This is a genomic window from Prosthecobacter sp. (assembly GCF_029946185.1).
Lineage (GTDB): Bacteria > Verrucomicrobiota > Verrucomicrobiia > Verrucomicrobiales > Verrucomicrobiaceae > Prosthecobacter.
Genome location: NZ_JAQSEA010000225.1, coordinates 1 through 20,753, shown reverse-complemented (window position 1 = coordinate 20,753; position 20,753 = coordinate 1). Strand labels below are relative to the sequence as shown.

20 protein-coding genes are annotated in these 20,753 nt (G+C 59.5%); 3 read left to right on the top strand and 17 right to left on the bottom strand.

Annotated features, from left to right (window positions below; all coding sequences use genetic code 11):
* Nucleotides 1-213: 213 nt before the first annotated feature.
* From PSV43_RS18765 to PSV43_RS18740, 6 genes are read right to left on the bottom strand one after another with little or no spacing between them, the layout of a single operon-like run.
* Nucleotides 214-948, bottom strand: coding sequence for a hypothetical protein (locus tag PSV43_RS18765; RefSeq protein WP_300200983.1), 735 nt, complete (start codon nucleotides 946-948; stop codon nucleotides 214-216).
* Nucleotides 945-1,691, bottom strand: coding sequence for a prolipoprotein diacylglyceryl transferase family protein (locus PSV43_RS18760; protein ID WP_300200980.1), 747 nt, complete (start codon nucleotides 1,689-1,691; stop codon nucleotides 945-947). The genes PSV43_RS18765 and PSV43_RS18760 overlap by 4 nt, the downstream gene beginning before the upstream one ends.
* Complete coding sequence (locus tag PSV43_RS18755) at nucleotides 1,688-3,040, bottom strand: radical SAM protein (RefSeq protein ID WP_300200977.1); 1,353 nt, start codon at nucleotides 3,038-3,040, stop codon at nucleotides 1,688-1,690. The genes PSV43_RS18760 and PSV43_RS18755 overlap by 4 nt, the downstream gene beginning before the upstream one ends.
* Before the next feature lie 2 nt (nucleotides 3,041-3,042).
* Nucleotides 3,043-3,354: a hypothetical protein gene (locus PSV43_RS18750; protein WP_300200974.1), complete on the bottom strand. Its 312-nt coding sequence runs from the start codon at nucleotides 3,352-3,354 to the stop codon at nucleotides 3,043-3,045.
* Between the two features lie 2 nt (nucleotides 3,355-3,356).
* Nucleotides 3,357-3,689 carry a hypothetical protein gene (locus PSV43_RS18745; protein ID WP_300200971.1) on the bottom strand — a complete coding sequence of 111 codons (333 nt, stop codon included), beginning with the start codon at nucleotides 3,687-3,689 and terminating at the stop codon, nucleotides 3,357-3,359.
* 3 nt (nucleotides 3,690-3,692) lie between these two features.
* Nucleotides 3,693-3,989 carry a hypothetical protein gene (locus tag PSV43_RS18740; RefSeq protein ID WP_300200969.1) on the bottom strand — a complete coding sequence of 99 codons (297 nt, stop codon included), beginning with the start codon at nucleotides 3,987-3,989 and terminating at the stop codon, nucleotides 3,693-3,695.
* A 68-nt stretch (nucleotides 3,990-4,057) separates the two neighbouring features.
* Between PSV43_RS18740 and PSV43_RS18735 the strand changes: the two genes are divergently transcribed.
* Both PSV43_RS18735 and PSV43_RS18730 read left to right on the top strand, forming a co-directional pair.
* Complete coding sequence (locus tag PSV43_RS18735; RefSeq protein ID WP_300200965.1) at nucleotides 4,058-5,341, top strand: sulfatase-like hydrolase/transferase; 1,284 nt, start codon at nucleotides 4,058-4,060, stop codon at nucleotides 5,339-5,341.
* Between the two features lie 284 nt (nucleotides 5,342-5,625).
* Nucleotides 5,626-6,321 (top strand): class I SAM-dependent methyltransferase, encoded by a 696-nt coding sequence (locus tag PSV43_RS18730; RefSeq protein ID WP_300200962.1) that lies wholly within the window; start codon nucleotides 5,626-5,628, stop codon nucleotides 6,319-6,321.
* Nucleotides 6,322-6,840: 519 nt separating this feature from the next.
* Here the strand turns inward: PSV43_RS18730 and PSV43_RS18725 are convergent.
* From PSV43_RS18725 to PSV43_RS18675, 11 genes are all read right to left on the bottom strand, one after another.
* Entirely contained in the window at nucleotides 6,841-9,192 is a 2,352-nt protein-coding gene (locus tag PSV43_RS18725) for a heavy metal translocating P-type ATPase metal-binding domain-containing protein (RefSeq protein ID WP_300200958.1), read from the bottom strand.
* 514 nt (nucleotides 9,193-9,706) lie between these two features.
* Entirely contained in the window at nucleotides 9,707-10,399 is a 693-nt protein-coding gene (locus tag PSV43_RS18720) for a sulfite exporter TauE/SafE family protein (RefSeq protein WP_300200955.1), read from the bottom strand.
* Nucleotides 10,396-10,578: a hypothetical protein gene (locus PSV43_RS18715; protein WP_300200926.1), complete on the bottom strand. Its 183-nt coding sequence runs from the start codon at nucleotides 10,576-10,578 to the stop codon at nucleotides 10,396-10,398. Before PSV43_RS18715 ends, PSV43_RS18720 begins: the two co-directional genes overlap by 4 nt.
* The gene (gene ccoG / locus PSV43_RS18710) at nucleotides 10,541-11,974 is read right to left on the bottom strand and encodes a cytochrome c oxidase accessory protein CcoG (RefSeq protein WP_300200923.1); all 1,434 of its coding nucleotides are present in this window, start codon (nucleotides 11,972-11,974) and stop codon (nucleotides 10,541-10,543) included. The genes PSV43_RS18715 and ccoG overlap by 38 nt, the downstream gene beginning before the upstream one ends.
* 15 nt (nucleotides 11,975-11,989) lie before the next feature.
* On the bottom strand, nucleotides 11,990-12,610 hold the full coding sequence (locus PSV43_RS18705) for a cbb3-type cytochrome c oxidase N-terminal domain-containing protein (protein WP_300200921.1): 621 nt from the start codon (nucleotides 12,608-12,610) through the stop codon (nucleotides 11,990-11,992).
* A gap of 6 nt (nucleotides 12,611-12,616) precedes the next feature.
* Nucleotides 12,617-12,769, bottom strand: a complete 153-nt coding sequence (locus PSV43_RS18700) for a hypothetical protein (protein ID WP_300200919.1) — start codon at nucleotides 12,767-12,769, stop codon at nucleotides 12,617-12,619.
* A 23-nt stretch (nucleotides 12,770-12,792) separates the two neighbouring features.
* A complete protein-coding gene (gene ccoN, locus PSV43_RS18695; RefSeq protein WP_300200917.1) occupies nucleotides 12,793-15,183 on the bottom strand; it encodes a cytochrome-c oxidase, cbb3-type subunit I in 2,391 nt (796 codons plus the stop codon).
* Nucleotides 15,149-15,370, bottom strand: a complete 222-nt coding sequence (locus PSV43_RS18690) for a hypothetical protein (protein WP_300200915.1) — start codon at nucleotides 15,368-15,370, stop codon at nucleotides 15,149-15,151. Before PSV43_RS18690 ends, ccoN begins: the two co-directional genes overlap by 35 nt.
* Nucleotides 15,371-15,802: 432 nt before the next feature.
* A complete protein-coding gene (locus PSV43_RS18685; RefSeq protein ID WP_300200912.1) occupies nucleotides 15,803-17,443 on the bottom strand; it encodes a prenyltransferase/squalene oxidase repeat-containing protein in 1,641 nt (546 codons plus the stop codon).
* Nucleotides 17,444-17,498: 55 nt separating this feature from the next.
* Nucleotides 17,499-18,914, bottom strand: a complete 1,416-nt coding sequence (locus tag PSV43_RS18680; RefSeq protein ID WP_300200909.1) for a M81 family metallopeptidase — start codon at nucleotides 18,912-18,914, stop codon at nucleotides 17,499-17,501.
* A gap of 9 nt (nucleotides 18,915-18,923) precedes the next feature.
* Entirely contained in the window at nucleotides 18,924-19,898 is a 975-nt protein-coding gene (locus PSV43_RS18675) for a L,D-transpeptidase (RefSeq protein WP_300200906.1), read from the bottom strand.
* Nucleotides 19,899-19,983: 85 nt separating this feature from the next.
* On the opposite strand from PSV43_RS18675, the gene PSV43_RS18670 reads away from it, so the two are divergent.
* The coding region (locus tag PSV43_RS18670; RefSeq protein ID WP_300200903.1) for a class I SAM-dependent methyltransferase at nucleotides 19,984-20,753 on the top strand (770 nt) is incomplete at its 3' end.

The following is a 20,753-nucleotide window of genomic DNA, read 5'->3' as shown; positions in this document are numbered from 1 at the left end:
GCTCCAGAAAGTACTCGTGAGCTTTAGCTCACTCTGGGACGCCCCGCCATTTCCAGAAAGTACTCGTGAGCTTTAGCTCACTCTGGAACGCCCCGCCAGCTCCAGAAAGTACTCGTGAGCTTTAGCTCACTCTGGGACGCCCCGCCATTTCCAAAACAAGCGAAAGCACGTGAAAACTTGATTTCGGCATTGGCGCTCTTCCCCTCACCTCCATCACCGAAACAGCTTCTTCTCCACCACCGGCCCATTCACCACCACCCGCCGCTTCGCAAAATCCAGCACCATGATCGCATCCAGCTTGGCACCCTTGATGTGCTGCTGCCCGGACTGCACCGTCGGGTCCCCTTCCAGCACCACCTCCGAAGTTGAACTGCGGAAATGAATGCGCTGCGCAATGCCGAAGAACGTCCCGTCCTTCGTAATCACCGTGATTTTGCTCCATTTATCAGCACGTGCCAGGCTCGGCCACGTTTGCTTCTCCTGCTTCAGGTAAACCAGTTCCTGCCCTTGCAGCAGCACAAAGGGAAATTCATTCACCGCAAGCTGCCGCCTCGTGTCGTCGATAGAACCCAGATTGTCATCCGAAGTGGAACCCGCAGCAATGGCCAGCAGCGACGTCACCATGCCCATGAGATCCCCCGCCCTGCCCGACAGTCCCGAGCTAGGTCGTTTGGCCTTGGCCGATCCCTTCGGCAACTCCTCCTCGCGAATAAAAAGACTGCGCGGAATGGTTTTTCCACCTTGCACCTCCAGCATCGGCCCCGGTCTCGCCGCCCACTGCTTCAGATCCGGAAACGGCAGGTAGTCCAGCGGTTCCGAGGTCAGCGGATTCCCCATCCGGTGCACCGCATTGTAGGCCATGGAGCCCACATGCATCTTGCAGGAAGTAAGCGAAAAGAGGCAGCTGATGAGCACCGGCAGCACGCGCCGGACATTGTTCCAAATCATGCCGCAAGGCTGCCTTCTGCCAAAGGTCGTGCAAGCATTGATTTCGTCCGCCGCCACATCATCACTCCACCCACCATCACCAGCACCAGCGAGATAAACTGGTACCCGCTCAGCCCCAGCCAGATCCTCGGCGTATCGCGCATGAACTCATGCCCAAAGCGAAACACCCCATACGCCGTGAGGTAGAGAAAGAACAACCGGTCACGCAGCAGCCCCCGCCGTTGCAGCAGCAGAATCACCGCAAGCATGACCACCTGAAACGCCCCTTCAACCAAAGGCGCAGGCCAGCGCGCCATGCCGTGGATGTCTCGCACGGCAAACACCCAGGACGTCGGCCGCCCCAGGCAGCAGCCATTCACAAAGCACCCCACCCGCCCCAGCAGGATGCCCACCGGCACGATCACCGCAAAGGCATCGCCCGTGGAGTGCCGGTGCCCCACCAGATGCTTCACCCATTCCACCCCTGCATACGCACCCAGCAGCCCCCCCAGCACCGACTTGCCGGTGGCCCAGCGCAGCAGCCGGTCCGGCTGCGACCACTCCAGCCAGCCCTCCGCCAGCAGATAGGCGATCTTCGCCCCAGCAAAGCCCCCGATCAGCGCCCCCAGATAGATCAGCAGCAGATCACTCTGCCCCTTCGCCCGCCGATACCAGAACACAGCACCAATCAATATACCAGCCGCCATGCACGCCGCATACACCGGGCTGCCAGGAATGAACTGATGCTGCGGCGCGGCGTTCACAGCGACTCGCGGGTGTCGGCAAAGCCGGAGTAGTAGCGGCAGAAGGAGTCCAGCTTGCCATCCGGCCGGATCACATGCGTGCAGCAGCGGTCAATGCGGTCCTCATCCCACGTCCACGCATCCATAAAAGGCTTCACCATCAGGCGAAAGGCCATGCTCCGCGTCTGCTCCATCGTTTTGAGCAGTTCGCCCAGCGGCTCGTTCTCGCAGCCGCACTTCGCCAGATCCGCCAGCGTGTAGTGGATCTTGTCCTGCAAAAATCCCTGCAACTTGCTGAAGTCCAGGAAGTCACTCACATGAAACACCTGCTCTTCCCGGCGGATGAGGTAGCCAATCGTCGCACAATTCGGATCGCCACACGGCAACGGCGTGAAGTCCTCATAGCGGAGCTGCCCCTCCGACTGCTCCACCGCCGCCATCAAAATATCCGCCGTGTTCAGCCGCTGCTTCGTCGTCGGCGCTTGATTGCGACCGCTCAGAAACTCCGGCTGAAACGTCACGCCATGGATGTTCGCATCATCCAGCCCAAAGCGGATCGTCTGCCACAGGTGCGACAGATTTTCATGCGTCACCGTCACCGTCATCGCCAGCGTCACGGGAATGTTCGCCGCCGCCAGATTCGCCAGCGCCTTCCGCTTCACCTCCCGCAGATCCGCCCCACGCAGCGCATGGTGCCCCGCCTCCTGCAACCCATCAAACTGCAAATACACCTGCAAGCCACCGCTGCGGAAAATCTCGCCCAGCTCCTGACACAGCCCCGGCTCTTTGGCAAACCTCACGCCGTTCGAGTTAATCAAGAGGAAGTCGATCTTCTCATGCGCCTTCGCCCAGCGGCACAGTTCCGCCAGTTGTGGGTGCAGCGTCGGCTCACCGCCAGAGAGCTGCAAAATTTCGATCTTCCCTTTGCGCGCAATCACCCCATCCACCCGCGTCTGAATGTCCGCCATCGCAATCGCATCCACCTTCGAGCCAATGCCAATCGGCGAATCCGCATAGCACGTCGGACACGCGAGATTGCACGAGTTCACGATCTCGATCAGCGCCAGACAGGTGGACAGCGTCTCGATGGGATTCGTTCCCCGCCCCTCCGCATTGCGCCCCAGCGTGCCCGCCGTCTTGCCCTCCGCCGTGCAGCACGCCCCGCCCGAGCAGCAGCTATTCTCCTCCTTGCCCTGCGCCAACCAGTAAAACCGCGCATCCGAAGCGATGCACGCACTGAACTCCCCATGCGCGATGCAACGCCGCTTCATATACACCTTCCCTTCCATTTGTTCGACCGTCGCCGGGCATGGCTTCTGACACTGCGGACAGCGCGAGGTCGTGCGTTTGAGGAGGGTCGTGGTGGTCATGCTTAATTTCGAAATTGGAGACCGCAGGTCATGAAGTAGGTCACGTAGAGCAATACCCAGCCACCCAACCACAACAGCGTCCCTAGGCCCGGTCTTTGTTTGCTGATCTTGGAACTGCTGACCGCATGCAAAAGAAGAATGCCAAGGCCCGCCAGAGGCGGCAAGGATGAGTGATGGATGAGTCTCGCAGTAACACCGATGCCCAGAGAGATTGGCAGGAGCGTGGTCGAAAAGATCCAGGCGAACCACCAGAAGGTGAGGTTGGAGCGCGGTGAAGGCTTGGCCGACCGGGGTTGTTCGGGTGGTTCATCCATGCTCATGGGGAGACGCTCACCAGCATGATACAACCCACAAAAAAGGATACCAGCATCAAGCCCAGGCCACCTACGATCAGGCCAAAGGTCAACCAACCAGAGCCACCCTTGCTCAGTTTGACACTGGAAACAATATTCAGCACCAAAGCCACGCCTCCCAGCAGACACAAGCACACGATTGCCAACTCGGCATTCTTGTCTGCGGGAGACCCAACCAGCAGAAACAGCCCGCTTCCGGGAATGATCACGGTGGCAAACATCCAGGCAATCCACCAGAACCTATTCTTGCTGGGTGCTGTCGGAGGCAGCGGCGGCGGTATTGATTCTTCTGACATGGCTCAATGGAGTGGATTGATTAGGCAGTTACAACCGGAAAATAATGTGACCACCATCAATCCTGTGCCACCCAGAATAAGCAAATGCAGCTTCCAGCCAGTCTTTGGATCAAGCTTGAGGCTTGAACCCATAAGCAAGCCAACGCTGATCAAGCCCAGAACGAGTGTGAGGATAAACGCGGGTATGCTGAGTTGAGAAAACACGGCTCCAGCAACAGCAGGCAGCACGACGGTGGCGAATATCCACAGCATCCACCAAGTGCCTTTCTTCGGTAACGGTTGCTCGGTGTTTTCACTCATTTCCCCGATTCAATCCCGAACCACATCTTCCGGCAAGATGCATTACCGCCCCATCGTTCTCATGCGCCATGATCCGCCGCCTTTTTCTCTCACTCCTTGCCCTGCCCTGCCTCCTGAGCGCCGCCGATGCCCCGCCGAACATTGTCATGATCATCTCGGATGACCAGTTGTGGAGTGACTACAGCTTCATGGGCCACCCCGTCATCCAGACGCCAAACCTCGACCGCCTCGCCAAAGAAAGCCTCACCTTCACCCGCGGCTACGTCCCTTGCAGCCTCTGCTGCCCCAGCCTCGCCTCCATCATCACCGGCCTCTACCCGCATCAGCACAAGGTCACCAGCAACGACCCGCCCATCCCCACCGGCATGAAGCCCAGGGCCTTTCAAAGTAGCCCCGAATTCGATGCCGGCCGCGAGGTTGTCAGCAAGCACCTCGAAGAAGCCGGCACCCTGCCCACCATGCTCAAGGAAAAAGGCTACCTCAGCCTGCAAACCGGCAAGTGGTGGCAGAAGAGCTACGAGCGCGGCGGCTTCACCCATGGCATGACCCACGGCGGCCGCCATGGCGATGAAGGCCTCAACATCGGCCGCAAGACCATGCAGCCCATCTATGATTTCATCGGCGAAGCCAAAAAAGAACAGAAACCCTTCTTCGTCTGGTATGCCCCCATGATGCCGCATGATCCCCACACACCACCGCAGCGCCTCTTCGACAAATACAAGGACAAGGCCCCCAGCGATCACGTCGCCAAATACTGGGCCATGGTGGACTGGTTTGACGAAACCTGCGGTGAGCTCATCAAGCACATCGACGACAACGGCATGAAGGAAAACACCATCTTCGTCTATGTCTGCGACAACGGCTGGATCACCAACCCCAAGACCGGCCGCTACGCCGAGAAATCAAAGCAAAGCCAGTATGACGGCGGCCTGCGCACCCCCATCATGATCCGCTGGCCCGGCCATGTGCAGCCAAAAATGAGCACAGACCTCGCGCAGTCCCTCGACCTCGTGCCCACGCTGCTCAAAGCCGCCGACATCGCCCCCAAGAAAAAATTCCCTGGCATTGATCTCCTCGACACCGCCGCCGTCAGCGCCCGCAAGACCCTCTACGGCGAATGCTTCACCCACAACTTCATCGATCTCAACGTCCCCGCCGCAAGCCTCCGCTGGCGCTGGATCATCAACGGCCACGACAAGCTCATCGTGCCCGACAAGGCCAACCAGCCAGACGATGTCGTAGAGTTCTACGATCTGAAATCCGACCCCACCGAGGAAAAAAACCTCGCAGCCGAAAACGCAGACAAAGTGAAAGCGCTCACCGCAAAGCTAGATGTCTGGTGGAAGCCGTAAAGTACGACAGACACTCCTGTCTGTCGATCAGCGCTCACGCAGGCCGCTTCGTCATCGAACCAGCGGCAGCTCCTGTCTTGCAGCAGGCAGGCCGGATGAAGTTTCAGCGCAAGCGTCGAGTGCTTTTGAAGACGCTGCTTGGAAGTACGCAAGACACTCCCCCGTCTGTCGATGCCCAGCACACTCTCATACTCCCGTGAAATAACCACTGGCTCCCCCGCCTTGGATCGGCACACTTCCATGCTCCCCTCCAGTCATCCGAATTCGCGGACCTGGCAGACCTCATGCCCACTCGTCACTACCCCCAGATCTCGACTCCACCCATCGAGTCCGACACCGAATTCCTCACCGCCTTCCAGGATCACGAATTCGACCGCGACTTTCCCGAGGACATTTACCAACAATCCGCCTGCCACTGGACTCCACTGGATGTGTGCCAGATGGCCGCGCAGATGCTCGTCGAAAAACCCGGCACCCGCGTGCTGGACATCGGCTGCGGACCCGGAAAATTCTGCGCCATCGGCGCCACCGCCACCCTCGGCCACTTCACCGGCGTGGAGCAGCGCAGCCGGCTCGTCAAAGCCGCACGTGAACTGCTGGACCGCCACCGCATCACTCGCGTAGAGATCATCCACGCCAATATCACCACCGTGTCATTTGAGGCCTTCGATGCCTTCTACCTCTTCAATCCCTTCGAAGAAAACATCCTGCCCATGCTCCGCATCGACCACGACGTGGAGATGCAACCCCAGCTCTACGACGACTACACCCTCCACGTGCAGCAGCAGCTTGAGCTAAAACCTCTAGGCACCCGCATCGTCACCTACTACGGCAGCTGCGCCGAAGTCCCCGAATGCTACACCTGCATCAAGACAGCCTACGACGGCACCTTGAAACTCTGGGAGAAAACCCTCTCGCATCTGGAAGATGCAGACGCTGACTCACCACCCGCCCCCTGTCGCTTCCCACATCTCGTTTAGTTTGGAGTTATAGCGTTTTCCAAAACAGATTTCCAGATAGAGGCCGTATTGCGACGCTCGACGGCGCTTGAAGGAATACTCGCACCGGGCAGGCGCACGCCCAGCGCAGGTAGGGCTGGCCGTCCGCAGCCAGCCGCCGTCGGACCTGTCCTTCGTAGCTCGACGCAGGAGAGCGAAGAAGGAAGCCCATGATCTGCCTACAAGAAACAGCCTGCTAAACGGAAATGAGTTTTGCGAACCGCTATTGCTTGAAGGCCACAGGCCTTCCGTATTTAAGCCCAGGGTCAGCCGAGCCTCAGCGAGGCGACCCTGGGTCAATGATCCGACTGACCGGGGAGCAAACCCAGCGCCTCCGTCGCGCACCGCGTCCTCCAGCAGCGTCTGCACGCCATACCGCCGCCGTGAAGGGCGTCCAAGCACCTCCAAAACTCACCAGCTTCACCTTGTCCAAAAGCCTGCCGCATCAATCTTCTCGATGACGCGCGAGTCCGAAACAAGGCGACATCACCCGCAAATCACTCAACACGCCGTCACACACGGAACCCCACCCGCCACCTCCGGCCCCACATACTTCCGCACCCCCGCGCTCCCTCCACGGCGAAACACCAGCGCCACCAGCGACAGCGTAGCCAAAGAACTCAGCGGCATCAAAATCGCCGCCAGCAGCGGACTCAGATACCCCGCCAGCGCCACGATCACAGTGACGATATTATACGTCACCGAAAATCCAAAAATCGCATGCACAGCACGGCGGTGCGTAGCAGCGATGTCCAGCAGGCTGCTCATAAACCGCATGCTGTGCCCCAGGAAATAAAAGTCCGCTTTATGCTCCAAAAAGCTGCGCCCCGTCACCGGACTTCCCGCACACGCAGCAGCATCAAAGGCCAGACTGTCATTGGCCCCATCACCAATGTACAGCGTACTTTGCGGCTCATGCCCGGAGATCCACGCCGCCTTTTCTTCCGGCGTGAGACTGTGCTGCCACTGCCTCGGATCAAGATGCAACTGCTCCGCAATCGCGGCCACCTTCGCCTCGCGGTCACCACTGAGAATGCTCACCCGTAATCCCCGCGATTGCAACTCCTCCACCTGCGCCAGAGATTCAGCACGCAGCGCATCACGAAAGCGGAACGCGCAGAGCGTCTCACCATCGCGCGTGAAGACAGCATCCGCAGACGAATCCACCGGCCGTGAAATCGCCCACACCCAGCCCTCATATTCACAGCGCAAACCCTGGCCAGCCTCTTCACTGACTTCAGCCTCAAGTCCCTCGCCGGCCATCCCACCCAGCGCATCAAACAGACTCCGGCTCACCGGATGCAAATTGCCGCTCGTCAGATGCCGCAGCATCTGGCGCGCCCTATCATCCAGCTCCTCCAACACCGCAGGATTCAGCAGCAGCGGATTTTCCAGCGTCAGCGTCCCCGTTTTATCAAACACCACCTGCCGCAGCCGCGTCAGCTTCTTCCACAGCCCCAGCGTCCGCACAAACACACCCTGATCAGCCGCACGACTCGCAGCAATGTCATCCGCCAGCGGCGCCGCCACCCCGAGTGCACACGGGCATGACACCACAAACACCGAGATCATCACCTGCACCGCACGCGCCCATTCGCCCGTCTGCCACCACCACCACAGGCCACCCACGACACCTGCAAATACAACGACAATCAAATACCCGCGCAGCAGTTTTTCCAGCCGCAGATCACGGTGCTCACCCCCGCGCCGCGCCTCCAGCAGCTTGTGCAGAGTCGACTCCTTCCACGCCTCCAGCGCCACCGCATTCAGCGCACGCGTGCCAGCATTCAGCGCCCCCGAAGGCAGCAGTTGGCCGCTGCTCCGCGTGCACGAATCACTTTCACCACTGATCCACTCCAGGCTGATGCTCGCATACGCATCCACCAGCTTCGCCGCCACCGGCACCGCCTGCCCCGGCTTCACCGTAAACGCCGCACCTGCTTCCAGAGCCTCCAGCATCTCCGCCTCAGGAATGGACGGATCTCGCAGCAGCCTTCGGCGATTTCTCACCACCGCCATCTGCTGCACCAGCCTGCCACCCAGCATCAAAAAAATGAACATCGCCACAAAATCAAAATACTTCAGCCCCGGCTCACCGCTCATCCACCCGATCAGCGAACCCGCATACGCCGCCAGAATCCCCAGCGTGATCGGTGTATCAATGTGCAGCACCCCCGCCCGCAGCGCATGCCACGCACGCATGCCGAAGTAGCTCCCCCCCACCAGCAGCGACAGCGTCGCCGAGGCCGCCGCCACTAGGTCAAAGGAACTCGCAAAGGCAAAGTCCGCAGGCATGCCAAAATACGCAGGCAGGGAAAACGCCATCGCATTCATCGCAAAAGCACCGCACACCCCCGTGCGCCTCTCCAAATTGTTATCACTGGCTTGTCCACCATCTGCACGCTGCATGCCCAGCAGATAGCCAAAGCGCTGCAGCTCACGTGCAAACTCCACCGGCTGGAACTTCCCCGGCTGCCACGCCATGCGCAGTTCACCGCTGGAAATATCCACATTGATTTGAGTGCCTCCCACTTTGGCAAACACCCGCTCAATCAGCCAGATGCACGCCATGCACGAAAGCCCCTGCACAGACACGCTCAGTTCAGCCGCCACATCCTCACTCACCCGCGTCGCCTCCGCCGCCAGCGCAGCCGTCTCCAGCCAGCCATAGTCCTGCTGGCGCATCGCCTGCGCCGGCACCGGCGGCAGGTTCAGCCCAGATTTGAGATCATAAAAATGCTCCAGCCCCTGCTGCTGCAGCAAATCATGAACAGATCGACACCCCCCGCAGCAGAACCCATCGCTCCGCGTGCTAGGCACCGGCGTCCCGCAATGCTGGCATATTGTATTCATAAATAGCCCCTCCTAGCATCAAGATAAACGAGATCGTGTTTAAAAAACTCGCGAGCGATCCAACTCCAAGCTGTCGGCGTCTCCTGCCCCCAAGGCAACACATGGAACCTTCCAAAACAGGAGCCTAAATCTTCCGCCATTCCACCCCGCCTCACACCAACCCCAAAGGGGTTGCCAAAATCCTTCGCCACTCCCCTCCGCCTAAAACCAACCCTGAAGCGGCTGCCACAATCATTCGCCACTCCACCCCGCCTCACACCAACCCCAAAGGGGCTGCCAAAATCCTTCGCCATTCCACCCCGCATCACACCAACCCCAAAGGGGTTGCGTAACATAGCCCAGGGATGCCGAGCCTTAGCGAGTGCTTCCCTGGGTCTTGCCACGCCAATCCGGAAAGCAAACCCATCACCCCGCCACACCCCATGCTCACCAGCAGCGTCTGCAAAGCGCCCCGCCGCACCCCCGCCGCGCTCAACGCCCCTTTTTAATGGTGTTACACTCATGGCATTCAATATCAGTTCATAGCATGGCAGCAGCTCGCCGCCGCACTGCTCCCAAAATCAAGCGTATCACGCAGCCGCCACGCCAGAATCACCGCCGTAACCAGCGCCAGCCCACGCTGCACCTTCCTCATCGTGGCAGGTTGCAGCCGTCCCCCCAGCAAGTGCAGCTGCGTCTGCGCCAAAAACAGCAGCGGCAACGTGCCCAACCCAAAGGCCACCGCAAACCCCGCCCCCTTCACCGCGCTGCCATTCGCCGTAGCCAGCGCCAGCATCATGTAAAGCGGCCCGCAGGGCAGCAGCGGAGTCGCCAGCCCGAGAATGGCCGCCCGCAGCGTGCTCTTCATCCGAAACGCCGCCGTCTGCACCCGGCGCAGCCCCGCAGAAAGAAAGCGCGGCTTCGGCAGCCACGCATCCAGCCCCAGACCCACGCACGCAAAAGCCAGCACCAGCAGCCACGGCAGCACCATGCCCGCGCCATGCTGAAAGAAGGCCAGCGGCACCGCACCGATCGCCCCGGCAATTGCGCCCGCAATCCCATAAGAGATCATGCGCCCCGTGTGGTACAGCGCCGTGCTCCTCATGAATCCACCCCCTTTGGCCGAAATCGCCCAGGAACACGACAACGGCCCGCACATGCCCACGCAATGCACACTCGTGACAATGCCAGCCACAAAGGCTGCCGCGCTGGTGTCGATCTGCATCATGCCGGTATCAGATGCTTCAGCGGCACGACCTCCGGCTGATTGTTAAACGCGATGTAAAACAGCACGCCCCACGCACAAATGAGCACGACAAAAGCCAGCACCACCCACAACCAGGGGCGGCGCGAGATCCAGCCGAGAGACTCACTTTTGGAGATATTGCTTGGCGTCGAGGTAGTCATTGGATTTGAGGGTGGGATCAGGACCGGCGAATTCGAAAGGCTTGGTGCGGTAGGTCTTGCCATCCTTCGTGTCGGTGATGCTGAGGCTGAACTTGAACGGGGCTTTGAAGGCACTCTCCGGCAGCGTAATCATGAGCGGCTTCAGCTCCTCATCCTGCGCGGCGATGGTCACCGGCGCGTCAGCCCCCGCTGCCGTCAGTCCCGCCGGCACTTCACCCTCCAAGGCCAGGCTAAACGTGCGCGGTTCATTGCGCTTGTTGATCAGCCGCACCAGAAACTGGTTCCGCACGATGCCGTTGCTCACATAATACGGCGAGCCCTGCATCCGCAGCACATTGGCCCGCATCGGTTCGATCCGGCTTGCCGAAAATCCAAAGACCCCGAGCCCCAGCAACAGCAGTCCGGTATACAAGATAATGCGTGGGCGTATGAGGCGCGTTTTACCACCTTCAAAGGCCGTGAGGGAGTCATACCTCACCAGCCCGGTTTTGCGCCCGAGCTTGGTCATGATGGTGTCACAGGCATCCGCGCACGCGGCGCAGCCAATGCACTCAAGCTGCAGACCATTGCGGATGTCGATGCCCGTGGGGCAGACCTGCACGCAGCGCAGGCAGTTCACGCAATCACCCGCTCCGGTGGTGCCCGTCTTGCCGCGTGGCTCACCGCGCTTTTTGTCGTAGCCGATATTGATCGTGTGGTCATCCACCAGCGCAGACTGCATGCGGCCATACGGGCACATGATCACGCAAAACTGCTCCCGGAACCAGCTGAACGCACCATACAGCCCGACGGTAAGAAACGCCATCACACCAAAGGCGACCGCATGCGCCTGCGGCGATTCGTGCATCATTGCATACAGCTGCTCCAGCGAGACAAAGTAACTCAGGAAGACATGCGCGATGATGAGCGAGGACAGGATGTAAAGTGAATGCTTGAACACACGCTTTGCAATCTTGTGCGGCGTCCACGGTGCGGCATCCAGCTTGCGCCGTGCCGTGGCATCGCCGTCGATCAGTCTCTCGATGCGCCGATAGACATGCTCCAGAAACACGGTGTAAGGGCAGGTCCATCCGCACCACACACGCCCAAACAGCGCAGTGACATAAAACAGCCCGAACCCCAGCCCCGTGACGAGGAAGAAACCCACCCACAGATCCTGCACTGCCAGCGTCAGGCCCATGAAGTGAAACCGGCGGTTCAGCACATCCAGAAACACCGCTGGAAATCCGTTCACCGGAATCCACGGCAGTGCCACATAGACGATGATGAGCACCAGAGCCACGATGCGCCGGCTCCGCGTATACTTCCCGGCCACATCGGCCGGATGCAGTGTCTTTTTGCTTCCATCATCATTGATGGATCCAAGCGATACGAGGTTCAGTGGGTTGAATGGCATCAGGAGGCCTTGCGGCTATTTGGCGGCAGCCGGTGCTGCGAGTGGGGGTGAGTCTGCGGCCCGGGTCACGGGCTCGCCTTCTTTGTGATGACTGAGGACAAAGGCCACCACTTCACTGACGCGCTTCATGCCGAGCATCAGCTCCCATGCAGCCATACCTTTGGTCACGTCAGGTGATCCTTTGCGGACGATTTTGAAAATCTCGGTCGGCGTGCCCCCATGCTTCCATTCCTTATCGCTCAGAGGCAGCCCGGGCAGCTTCGCTCCGCCGAGTGTCCCGCTGAGATCAGGCCCGTGGCAGGAGACGCACATGCCCTGAGTCATGAAGGTCGCCTTGCCAGCCTCCACCGCAGCGGTATCACGCGACAGCGCCCAAAGCTGCTCATCCGTGATGGACTCCATCTGCTTGTCGCGTGCCACCTGCATCTCAGCAATGGCCTGATCAATCACCATCTCATCGCTGCTGCCCAGCCCGAGCTGGTAGTAGCACAGCCAGTGGATCACGAAATAGGCAATCGCGAGGTAAAGGGTGAAGAGCCACCAGTTGGGCAGCTTTTGGTCATACTCCTGAATGCCGTCATAGACGTGTTCGCGAAGTACGGGCTCGTTGGTGGGGGATGGCTGCTTGGAGTCCATGGGAGATTATTCGAGAGGCAGGCGTGACATGTGCTCGGCCTTGTCCTTACCCATCAGCATGCCCCGCAGGGTCATGATGCCGAAGACGAGCACGGTGGTGACAAAGGAGACGACGGGCACGATGAAGTGCCAGTTTTCATAGATGATGCGCTTGTACATAAGTCAGTGGTATCGGTGTGGGTTTACTTCGAGCCGTCAGCGCGGCGGGCTTTGTCTGGAATCACGGGAGAGAGCGGGAATGGCACCCCCTGCCCCTTTCGGCTGAGGTTTTCCTCCACCTCAACTTGGTCAAAATGGCCCAGCTTCTGCAGGTAGGCGATCACGGCCACCATCTCGCTGTCAGGCCGCACCACGATGTTCGATTTCTTCAGCTCAGTCGCTATCTTCACGCCCTGCTCCAGCGCCTTCATCTTGATCTCCGTGGCATCCATCGGCGGATACGGCACCCCCAGACGGCGCATCACAGCGATCTTGGTTGGCAGCGTTTTTTGATCAAATGCCTTGGTATTCAGGTGCGCATACGGCGGCATGTTGGACTGCGGAGACATGGAGCGCGGGTCCATCAGATGAGCGTAGTGCCAGGAGTCGGACCGCTGCCCCACCATGCCTTCACGTGCCAGGTCGGGGCCTGTGCGCTTGGAACCCCACTGAAACGGATGATCATAAATGCTCTCACCCAGGCGGGAGTAGTCACCATAACGCATCACGTCCGGGACCAGCGTGCGGATCATCTGCGAGTGGCAGTTGTAGCAGCCCTCGCTCACGTAGATGTCACGCCCCACCAGTTCCAGCGGCTCATAAAGCTTCTGGATGCGATCTTCCACATTCTTCGCGCTGTTCACCGTGATCGTCGGAATGATCTGGATCAGCCCGCCGATGACCACAGCCACAAAAGTCAGCACCGTGAAGGGCAGATAATTGTGCAGCAGCCGGTCATACCAGTTGGCCCACGTGTGACTTGTCTTCTGGAAGCGGCGCACGGCCAGGTAACCAAACACAATCGCACAGATGAGTGAGGCGATGTCCGCGCCCGGCGGCAGGAAGATCCAGCCAAGAATGAGGATCATGGCTCCCATAACGCAGGCCATCGGATCATTGAAAAATGTATCCTTCATGCCCATCGTGTCCGTTTTGCCATGCTGGAGCACGGCCACTTCACGCACCTCGTTCACCGGTGTGCCGGAACGAATGGTCCTCCACAAATTGTAACACATCACCAGCCAGCCAGCGAGGAACATGCCGCCACCAATGACGCGCAGCCCCATCAGCGGACGGATCGCCTGCAGCGTGTCGAGGAACGTGTTCTTCAGCGCCAATCCATCTGCGGTGACCTGATTGAGCATCAGCCCCTGCATGATGCCGCTGATCCACATCGCCACCACGTAGAGCAGAATGCCCAGCGTGCCGATCCAGAAGTGGAAGTTGGCCAGGGCCACCGAATACAGCTTCGTATTCCACAGCCGGGGTGCCAGCCAGTAAAACATCCCTGCCGCCATGAAGCCATTCCAGCCGAGAGCGCCACTGTGCACATGCCCGATGGTCCAGTCCGAATAATGGGAAAGCGCATTCACCGCGCGGATGGACAGCAGCGGCCCTTCAAAGGTGCACATGCCGTAAAATGTCACCGCTGCGATGAAGAACTTGATCACAGGGTCCGTGCGCAGCTTGTCCCACGCCCCGCGCAGCGTGAGCAGACCGTTGATCATCCCGCCCCAGCTCGGTGCCCACAGCATCAGGCTGAAGAACACGCCCAGCATTTGCAGCCACTTCGGCAGCGCCGTGTTCAGCATGTGATGCGGCCCCGCCCAGATGTACAGGAACACCAGCGACCAGAAATGCACAATCGACAGCCGGTAGGAGTACACCGGCCTCTCCGCCGCCTTGGGCAGAAAGTAATACATGATGCCGAGGATCGGCGTCGTCAGAAAGAAGGCCACGGCGTTGTGCCCATACCACCACTGCACCAGCCCGTCCTGCACACCGCCAAAGATGCCGTAGCTGTGCGTCCAGCTCGTGGGAATGGAGAGATGATTGACAATGTACAGCATCGCCACCGTCACAATCGTGGCGATGTAAAACCACAGCGCCACGTAGAGGCTCGGTTCATTACGTTTGTGCAGCGTGAGGAAAAAGTTCACCGCAAACACCACCCAGATCACCGCCACCGCCACGTTGATGGGCCAGATCAGTTCCGCGTATTCCTTGCCGCGTGAAAGCCCCAGCGGCAGCGTGATCACCGCCGCCACAATGATGAGCTGCCAGCCCCAGAAGTGAATGGCGCTCAGCCTGTCACTGCCCATCCGGCACTTGCACAGCCGCTGCGTGGAGTAGTAGATGCCCGCGAACATCATGTTTCCCACGAACGCAAAGATCGCCGCATTCGTGTGCAGCGGGCGCAGACGACCAAAGGTCATCCATTCCGCCAGATTGAGCTGGTGAAAGTTCAGCTGGCTGGCGATGAACACGCCTGCGAGCATGGCGACACCGCCGAAAATAATCGAAGCCAGCATGAACTGGCGGACAACTTTGTCATTAAACTCAATGGGGACTTTGGAGGCTGCGGTGCTGGTCATGGGGAAAGGAGGTGCGGGAATGGGATTCAGGCACGGTCATCCGTGCGCCCTCAGGCTCATCAAGCGGCAGCAGCGCATCTTGTTCGATGCTGCCCCGCCGTCTCTGCGACCGCTCCGCCAGATACAGCGCCGCAAACAAAACGGCGAACATCAGGCTGACGAAGAGGGTGACGGCAAAAACTTCCATGAGGGGTGGCGGAGCACAGGCTCACGCTGACCGCACAGAAGCGCAGATCCCCCCATCCCGCTCCCCACCCCGTGGCAATGCCTCACCCGATCTTGTTGCACCAAATAAAACACCCCGATCGAATGGCACGAAGTTAAAGCAGCCTGACGTCAGGCACTCGACGCTTTCTTGCTGGAATACCCCTTCGCTTCCACCCATCCTCCCCGCGCCTGCACCAGCACCAAAGGTGCTGCGTAATTCAGCCCAGGGTCAGCCGAGCCTAAGCGAGGCGACCCTGGGTATCGCAACACTTGAACGGGGAGCAAACCCAGCACACCGCCACACACTAAGCCCACCAGCAGCGTCTGCCTTCAGCCACGCCGCGCGGGGAACGTGCCACAAGCTCCAAAAGCTCACGATCAAAGCCCCTACCCGCGCGCCCTCCATGCCCCATCACCTCTCAAAAACCGACTTCTCTTCCCGGTCCGCCACCTTCAGGTAACGAAAGTAAACCTCGAGCTGCAATGTGCACAGGCACTGCCGATAAATCGCATCCGCCGCATCACCCGCCGGCCAGTTCGGCCGCCCACGTTTAAAAGAGCCATCAGCCTGCTGCGCCCCCAGCACCTGCGGCATAAACTGAGCATTGTAAAACTTCCAGTCATCCGCTCCCGCCTGGAAAAAGGCCTGGGTGTAGTAGTACCAGCAATACAGGTTGCAGTTGCGCTCCCAGTCCAGCGGTTCGCTGGTGAGAAATTCCCTCAAAAAACGAATCCCCTTCTTCACCGGAGTCACCTTGTTGTGCGCCAAAGTCTGCAACCCCAGCACCCCACAACCCGTGAGGCTCCATTGATTGTAATGGTCATCCCGGTTCGTTTTGCCAAACCCACCATCCTTCGTCTGCTTCGACTCCAGATAATCACAGCAGCGTTTGATGGCCCCATCCAGCCCCTCAATCTTCAACCCCGAATGCTTCGCCGCTTTGAGCGCCTGAAACTGCCAGCCACTGACCGACAAATCCTCCCCCCTGCTGTCCTTGTTGTAAGCAGTCGGCATGCCCGCCTCTTTTCCGCCATAAGTCCATGAACCCTGCGGGTTCTGCTGCTCGATGATAATCCGCACCCCTTTTTCAAAAGTCTCTTTCAGTCCGGGCAGGCTGCGGTTCCCCAAACGATAAAACGAATACATTTCGCCAAGCGCGTAAGTCGCAATTCCATGCTCATAAGTTGCGGAATTCGACACAAGATTGTCCGCCAAAATTCCATACGAATTCTTCCTCCCGAGCTCCACCAGGTAGAGCATCCCATCACGCACGTTGTCACCATAGAACGCAGAATCCGGCGTCTCGCACCGTCCCAGGTAGCAAAGCAGCGTCAAACCCGTCATCGCCGCCTTGTTCCGGCTCCCCCACGAGCCATCCGCATTCTGCTGCCCCTTCAGCCACGCCAGCGAGCGCGAAACTGCCATTTCACACTCCGGCGTTCCACCATTTTCCCTCAATTTCTCAAGCCTGCTTTGCATTGAACACCGCCCACCAAACATGTTAGGCAAATGAGTAAGCATGGCGGGTGGCGCGGAGCCCTCCATGCCGGGGGCCCTGTTGCCAAGGGATGCACTCATCAGCCTGCCAGTTCCATGCCCTGCCTCCGGCAGCACCATCACCTCAGACTCAGGCAGTACAAAACCCTCGACGCCCTCCACTCCGATGCGTGTCTGCGGCATCTTTCTCGCCATGGCATTCATCTGCTTCATGCTGACCTTATGTTCCAAATCTCGCGAAGCATCGACACTCGCCTGCGTTTGACCAGCCGGAACAAAATCCACCACCGGCTTCGCCCTCTGCGTCCCAACGAGAATCAGCCCCGCCGCCAGCAACAACCCCACATGCACCGCTATGCTAAGCATGAGCGAACCCCCGCCCATTTGCCTCCAAAAGCGCAGCCATGCCGAAATTTGCACCTGAGGTGGTGGTGGTAACGCCTCCCCCATGATGACCACCTCCAAGATGGGTTCAGCCGCAGGCGGCGGTTGAAACCGCTCCCAACCGGGTGGCACTTGATAAGCGGGCGGCTGATGGGGATCGTTCGTGTTCATAGCGGTGTGGAATCACACCGCATCACGCTGCACCCAAGATCCTCTTGGGATGAATTTACCCGGCGATCTGCAAATGCCGGTACGGCAGCGCCTGCAAATTGCTGCTGCACGGCCCCGGCGTGTCCACCCACAGCATGCGCGCAGCGATTGGATCATACGCACGACGATGGGCCACGGCGGCCTTGACGGCCACAACGCCAAGCCCCTCAACTGCAATGCCTTGGCTATGCCACTGGCCAAGATCAAAGGGTGGCGTCTTCACGCTGGTGATGAGAATGGTGATGCCCGCATGTTTGACGATGGCACAGCGCCCCATGTCGAACACATCCCCGCACATGCTGGCAAGATGGCTGTTCTTGTCTTCAAGTTCAAAGCGCCCGTCATTCAAAGCGATGAGTTCCACTTCGAGTTCGAGCGGCCCTGCATCCAAACGGCTGCCTTTGCCGCCGAGTTTGATCGTACGCGCACCGGCTTCAAGTTCGCACACTGACTGCGGATCGCTGATGCAAATGGCAGCATTCGGAATGCCATGGCGAATCAGTGCACGCAGCAGTCCGGTGCCATCGCCGGGAGCACCACCGCCGATGTTGTCTGAGGGCTCCACGAGCACGGTCAGCCCCGCAGGCAGCGGCTTGAGTTGTTCGAGAACTTCATCCGCAGACGGATCCGTGATCTGGCCGAGGTGGCTGAGCTCATGCGCCACTTTACCGAGTTCTTCCAACTGCGACGTAGCATCCGCCGTGGTGCAGGCGACGAAGCTGACGCCGGTGTCCGGGGTGTCGGCAAAGCTGAAACCCGCGACGATGTTCATGGCCCAGAGCGAATCGCTTTCAAACTGCCGCGCCATCACTTCCAGCGTCAGCATGGGATCATTCGCCGTGCCGGTGCCGGTGGGTGGCCAGTTGAGGCCGGGCTGCCTGAGTTGCATGCGCGGACGCTGGCCGGTCGTGAGGCATCGATTCAGCAAACGCGCTGCGATCAATCCCGCCTCACGTGCATCGGTGTGCGGATTTTCGCGATAACCTACCAAACAATCAGCCAGCGCTGCCATTTGTGGCGAAAAATTGGCATGCAGATCGAAGACACCAAAGATGGGCACGGCGGTAAGCGTGCGCAGTCGGCGCAGGATCTCCCCTTCGACATCGAGGATCGTTTGCGAGACCATCGCGCCATGCAGCACGAGGTAGATGGCGTCGTAGTCGGCTTTGGCAGCAGCCGGAGCGATGTCGTTCCAGAACTGCTCAATCACGTCATCAGCCACGGTGACGGAAGGCTGCGCCCGGTAGTCGGCGGTCGGAATCATTTGCCAGCCGAATTCGTCGGCCAGTTCCAGCACGCCGCCGAGGGGTGAGGAGTCGCCTTTGCTGGCCCACAGCTCCTCTCCGCGTCGAATTTGGAAGTCAGAGAGTGCGGTGAGTCCGTCGAGAAAGGTGTGCGTCTCGTGGAAGAGACCGGCGATGAGAATGCGCATGGTGGAAGATTAACGCACAATGACGCGCGTTCCTGGCCGAATGAGTTGCGGCAGACGAATGGCGTCCCAGTTGGCGAAGCGAACACAGCCCGCGCTGCGCGTACGGCCAATGGTGCGCGGCATGGCAGTTCCGTGCAGGCCGATGCCCGATTTGCTCAGGCCGCACCAGATGACGCCGATGGGGCTGTTCGGCCCGGACGGGATCTGAAAGGCCTCCTGCCCGCGCACGCCTTCTTCGAGGAACTGCTTGTCGTAGCGGAAGGTCGGCGTGGCCATCATGGTCACCACTTTCCAGGTGCCGACGGGAATGAACTGCGGCTTACCGGGCGTGATGGGAAAAGCGGCCAGCATCGTCTCTTTTTCGCTGTAAACTGCGGCCATTCGCTCCGTGGTGTCCACCACGATGGTGTGACTGCTGAGCGTGGGGTCCGTTTTGAAGCCCTGCAACGGCTTGATGTCTTCGATGCGGAAGGATTTCACGTTGGGCACCACGATGATGTCGCCGGGCTTGAGCGTGGCCAGGTTCCTCTTGGGGTTCATGGTGGTCAGGAAGGACTCATCCGTATGAAATCGCTCGGCGATGAGCTCCAGCATGCTGCGGTAGGCCATGAAGGGATAGACCGACGCCTTCTCGTAGTCTTCGGGTAGGTCGGCGGTCACATACCGGGTCAGAATGGGCTGGATCTTGAAAGCGGCGAAGATCACGGGCACCTCGGCTTCCGCTGCTGCCTGGATTCGCGCCCAATTGTATAAATCGCGATGACCGTGCGCGTAATTGTAGTTCACCACGGCCTTGTAGGTGAACTCGCCGATGGCACCATCCAGCTTGCCGGGGCCAAAGAGATTTTTGTCGAGGAAGATCTGGATGCGCAGGATGGTATCACGATCCTTGGGCACGGAAGGATCGTCTTTGGCCGGACCCAGATCCTGGGCCTGGGCCGCAAGTGTGAGCAGGCAGAGCAGAAGAAAGTGTTTCAGCATCATCCCCATGCTAGTTCGCCTTCAGAAATGAGCAAGGATGTGCGAGCCCTTGCCTCAAACGCATCTGGCGCTTAGTTTCTAGGTACAAATGCCCGTCACCGTTACCGATACCCGCACACCGGAACAATTCCGCCAGCACTACGAGGTGGAGCGAGAACTCGCCGACCGGCTGCGGCATGCCACCAAAGAGCAGCGCCGCACGCTGTATTCCGAGGTCTATGACGAGCTTTTCAAACGCGTGCCAGAGCATCCGCAGCATACGAACGAGGCCTCTCCCGAGCGACTGGCCGCCGATGTAGCGGAAAAAATGGAGATCCTGACGCCTTTCTTAACTCCGAAAACGATCTTTCTCGAAGTCGGACCGGGAGATTGTGAGCTGGCTAAGACGGTTGCAGCCCAAGTGGCCCAGGTGCTGGCGGTGGATGTCTCCGATGAAATCACGCGCAAACGCACGCTGCCGGACAATCTGCGGCTGGTCCTGTCAGACGGCAGCACCATCCCCGTGGCGCCGGGCAGCGTCAATGTGGCCTACAGCAACCAGTTGATGGAGCATCTACATCCAGACGATGCCGTTGAACAACTGCGGCATCTGCATGCCGCGCTGGCCCCCGGGGGCGTCTATCTTTGCATCACCCCCAGCCGCCTCACAGGCCCACACGACATCAGTTGCTTCTATGACACTGAGGCCACTGGCTTTCACCTCAAGGAATACACCGTGGGCGACCTCTCCGCGCTCTTCCGGCAGGTCGGCTTCGCCAAGACTCGCATCATCTTCGGCGGGCGAGGCAAGTTCACGCTGCTACCCACCTGGCCTGCGGTGATTTGCGAAAATCTGCTTTCCCTGCTGCCACATGGCCT

Bases quoted from the DNA above. Each gene is read 5' to 3' on its own strand.
- PSV43_RS18680 (WP_300200909.1), bottom strand. From the start codon at position 18,914: ATGCGCATTCTCATCGCCGGTCTCTTCCACGAGACGCACACCTTTCTC.
- PSV43_RS18765 (WP_300200983.1), bottom strand. From the start codon at position 948: ATGATTTGGAACAATGTCCGGCGCGTGCTGCCGGTGCTCATCAGCTGC.
- PSV43_RS18685 (WP_300200912.1), bottom strand. From the start codon at position 17,443: ATGAACACGAACGATCCCCATCAGCCGCCCGCTTATCAAGTGCCACCC.
- PSV43_RS18720 (WP_300200955.1), bottom strand. From the start codon at position 10,399: ATGATGCAGATCGACACCAGCGCGGCAGCCTTTGTGGCTGGCATTGTC.
- ccoN (WP_300200917.1), bottom strand. From the start codon at position 15,183: ATGACCAGCACCGCAGCCTCCAAAGTCCCCATTGAGTTTAATGACAAA.
- PSV43_RS18740 (WP_300200969.1), bottom strand. From the start codon at position 3,989: ATGAGTGAAAACACCGAGCAACCGTTACCGAAGAAAGGCACTTGGTGG.
- PSV43_RS18675 (WP_300200906.1), bottom strand. From the start codon at position 19,898: ATGATGCTGAAACACTTTCTTCTGCTCTGCCTGCTCACACTTGCGGCC.
- PSV43_RS18735 (WP_300200965.1), top strand. From the start codon at position 4,058: ATGATCCGCCGCCTTTTTCTCTCACTCCTTGCCCTGCCCTGCCTCCTG.
- PSV43_RS18705 (WP_300200921.1), bottom strand. From the start codon at position 12,610: ATGGACTCCAAGCAGCCATCCCCCACCAACGAGCCCGTACTTCGCGAA.
- PSV43_RS18730 (WP_300200962.1), top strand. From the start codon at position 5,626: ATGCCCACTCGTCACTACCCCCAGATCTCGACTCCACCCATCGAGTCC.
- PSV43_RS18700 (WP_300200919.1), bottom strand. From the start codon at position 12,769: ATGTACAAGCGCATCATCTATGAAAACTGGCACTTCATCGTGCCCGTC.
- PSV43_RS18750 (WP_300200974.1), bottom strand. From the start codon at position 3,354: ATGGATGAACCACCCGAACAACCCCGGTCGGCCAAGCCTTCACCGCGC.
- PSV43_RS18745 (WP_300200971.1), bottom strand. From the start codon at position 3,689: ATGTCAGAAGAATCAATACCGCCGCCGCTGCCTCCGACAGCACCCAGC.
- PSV43_RS18725 (WP_300200958.1), bottom strand. From the start codon at position 9,192: ATGAATACAATATGCCAGCATTGCGGGACGCCGGTGCCTAGCACGCGG.
- ccoG (WP_300200923.1), bottom strand. From the start codon at position 11,974: ATGCCATTCAACCCACTGAACCTCGTATCGCTTGGATCCATCAATGAT.
- PSV43_RS18715 (WP_300200926.1), bottom strand. From the start codon at position 10,578: ATGACTACCTCGACGCCAAGCAATATCTCCAAAAGTGAGTCTCTCGGC.
- PSV43_RS18755 (WP_300200977.1), bottom strand. From the start codon at position 3,040: ATGACCACCACGACCCTCCTCAAACGCACGACCTCGCGCTGTCCGCAG.
- PSV43_RS18690 (WP_300200915.1), bottom strand. From the start codon at position 15,370: ATGGAAGTTTTTGCCGTCACCCTCTTCGTCAGCCTGATGTTCGCCGTT.